We start from the raw sequence: 1,333 nt of genomic DNA on the forward strand, positions 1-1,333 counted from the left end.
CATCGCTCCTTTTCCTCTTTTCTATCAGTATGAACAGATGAAAAGGCGTTCAGACACAAAAAAGGCTGTAGAGAAGACTTTCTCTACAGCCTGAATAAAGAATCCCTTCAGAATAATATCTGAAGGGATTCTTTATAATGTCTAAAATATATTCACTACCGATAATGATATGTTATGTAAACTTCACATGTATAGGATATACATTGCTATTTTAACTACATTGATGAATAAGAGCCAACTGTGGAAGTTGTTTTAATTAGCCATCTATATCAACTGCGTTCCCATTGACATTCCTCATTATTCCGATTAATATAGTGAGAAATCTTGAATAACGTAAATCTCTTATCAAGAGAGGTGGAGGGACTGGCCCAATGAAACCTCAGCAACCACAGTTCTTATTCTGTATGGTGCTAATTCCAGAAGAGCTTAGCTTTGGAAGATAAGAAAGGGGAATTTTTATGAGCATTAGAGAAGAACAACTATGGGTGAATGATTATTTAGATTTGTACCTTTATGCCGGAAGTATTGGTGATATATCGTGGCAGCAAGAAATTATTGAAAAACTACAGAATTTCCATAATGAAATTAGAAAGGAACTCCAATCCTTCACGCTTAATAACGTTTTGAAAGAATACAAACGTATTAATGAGGAAATTCTTACGATTTACCACCAATTGCGAGAGCAATCTTCTAATGGCTATTTACAAGAGAAAATTTGGGAACTAAAACAACAGCGTATTTCATTAGGTCACCAGATTTGTTTGGCAAAAAATCAGTCTCTATAGGTTATGTAGTATACACATATAAAAGCAGCTTTCAAAAACTGTCCGGCTATTTAGCAAGTTTAACTCTTTACTTGTTCAGATATATAACGTTCAGAAGAGGAGAAAAGAGTGAAAAATGGCACTAAGGTCATGTTTAAAGGGGAAGAGTATAAAGTTATATGGATATACAATAATGGTACTTGTGAGATTAAGAAAAATGATCCGGTAGGTAAAGTGGAGCTAGTAAAATGTTCTGAATTAAATCCTTTATAAAACGGTAAATGTGGATATAAAAGCACCTTATCAATTTAGATAAGGTGCTTTTTCAATATGTACTAGCATGTTTCTTTCATTTTCATCATCATGTTCATTATAGATGTCATCATTTCGTCACACTCTTGCATTTTAGACATCATTTGATCCATGTCCATCATCATTTTGTTTTCACACATTTGATCCATCATCATTTTCATGCACTTCATCTCGCACATCATTCTTTCCATACATGTCATCATAGACATATCCATGCACATTTTTTCCATTTCGATTTCCTCCTAATGTGTAAGTTT

General features: G+C 33.6%; 3 protein-coding genes and 1 riboswitch. Of the genes, 2 read left to right on the forward strand and 1 reads right to left on the reverse strand.

Features of this window, described 5'->3' with window-relative positions; genetic code table 11:
• The first annotated feature begins 339 nt into the window (after positions 1-339).
• A riboswitch (SAM riboswitch) is annotated at positions 340-446 on the forward strand.
• Between the two features lie 12 nt (positions 447-458).
• Both H540_RS0122275 and H540_RS33555 read left to right on the forward strand, forming a co-directional pair.
• Positions 459-785 (forward strand): hypothetical protein, encoded by a 327-nt coding sequence (locus tag H540_RS0122275; protein WP_034671740.1) that lies wholly within the window; start codon positions 459-461, stop codon positions 783-785.
• A gap of 108 nt (positions 786-893) precedes the next feature.
• Complete coding sequence (locus tag H540_RS33555; RefSeq protein WP_155891118.1) at positions 894-1,037, forward strand: hypothetical protein; 144 nt, start codon at positions 894-896, stop codon at positions 1,035-1,037.
• A gap of 62 nt (positions 1,038-1,099) precedes the next feature.
• On the opposite strand, the gene H540_RS0122285 is transcribed toward H540_RS33555, so the two are convergent.
• Entirely contained in the window at positions 1,100-1,306 is a 207-nt protein-coding gene (locus tag H540_RS0122285) for a hypothetical protein (protein ID WP_028402194.1), read from the reverse strand.
• Positions 1,307-1,333: the final 27 nt, after the last annotated feature.

It is taken from the genome of Ectobacillus panaciterrae DSM 19096 (assembly GCF_000430785.1).
GTDB classification, from domain to species: domain Bacteria; phylum Bacillota; class Bacilli; order Bacillales; family Bacillaceae_G; genus Ectobacillus; species Ectobacillus panaciterrae.

Coding starts and splice junctions, on each gene's coding strand:
- H540_RS0122275 (WP_034671740.1), top strand. CDS start 459: ATGAGCATTAGAGAAGAACAACTATGGGTGAATGATTATTTAGATTTG.
- H540_RS0122285 (WP_028402194.1), bottom strand. CDS start 1,306: ATGGAAAAAATGTGCATGGATATGTCTATGATGACATGTATGGAAAGA.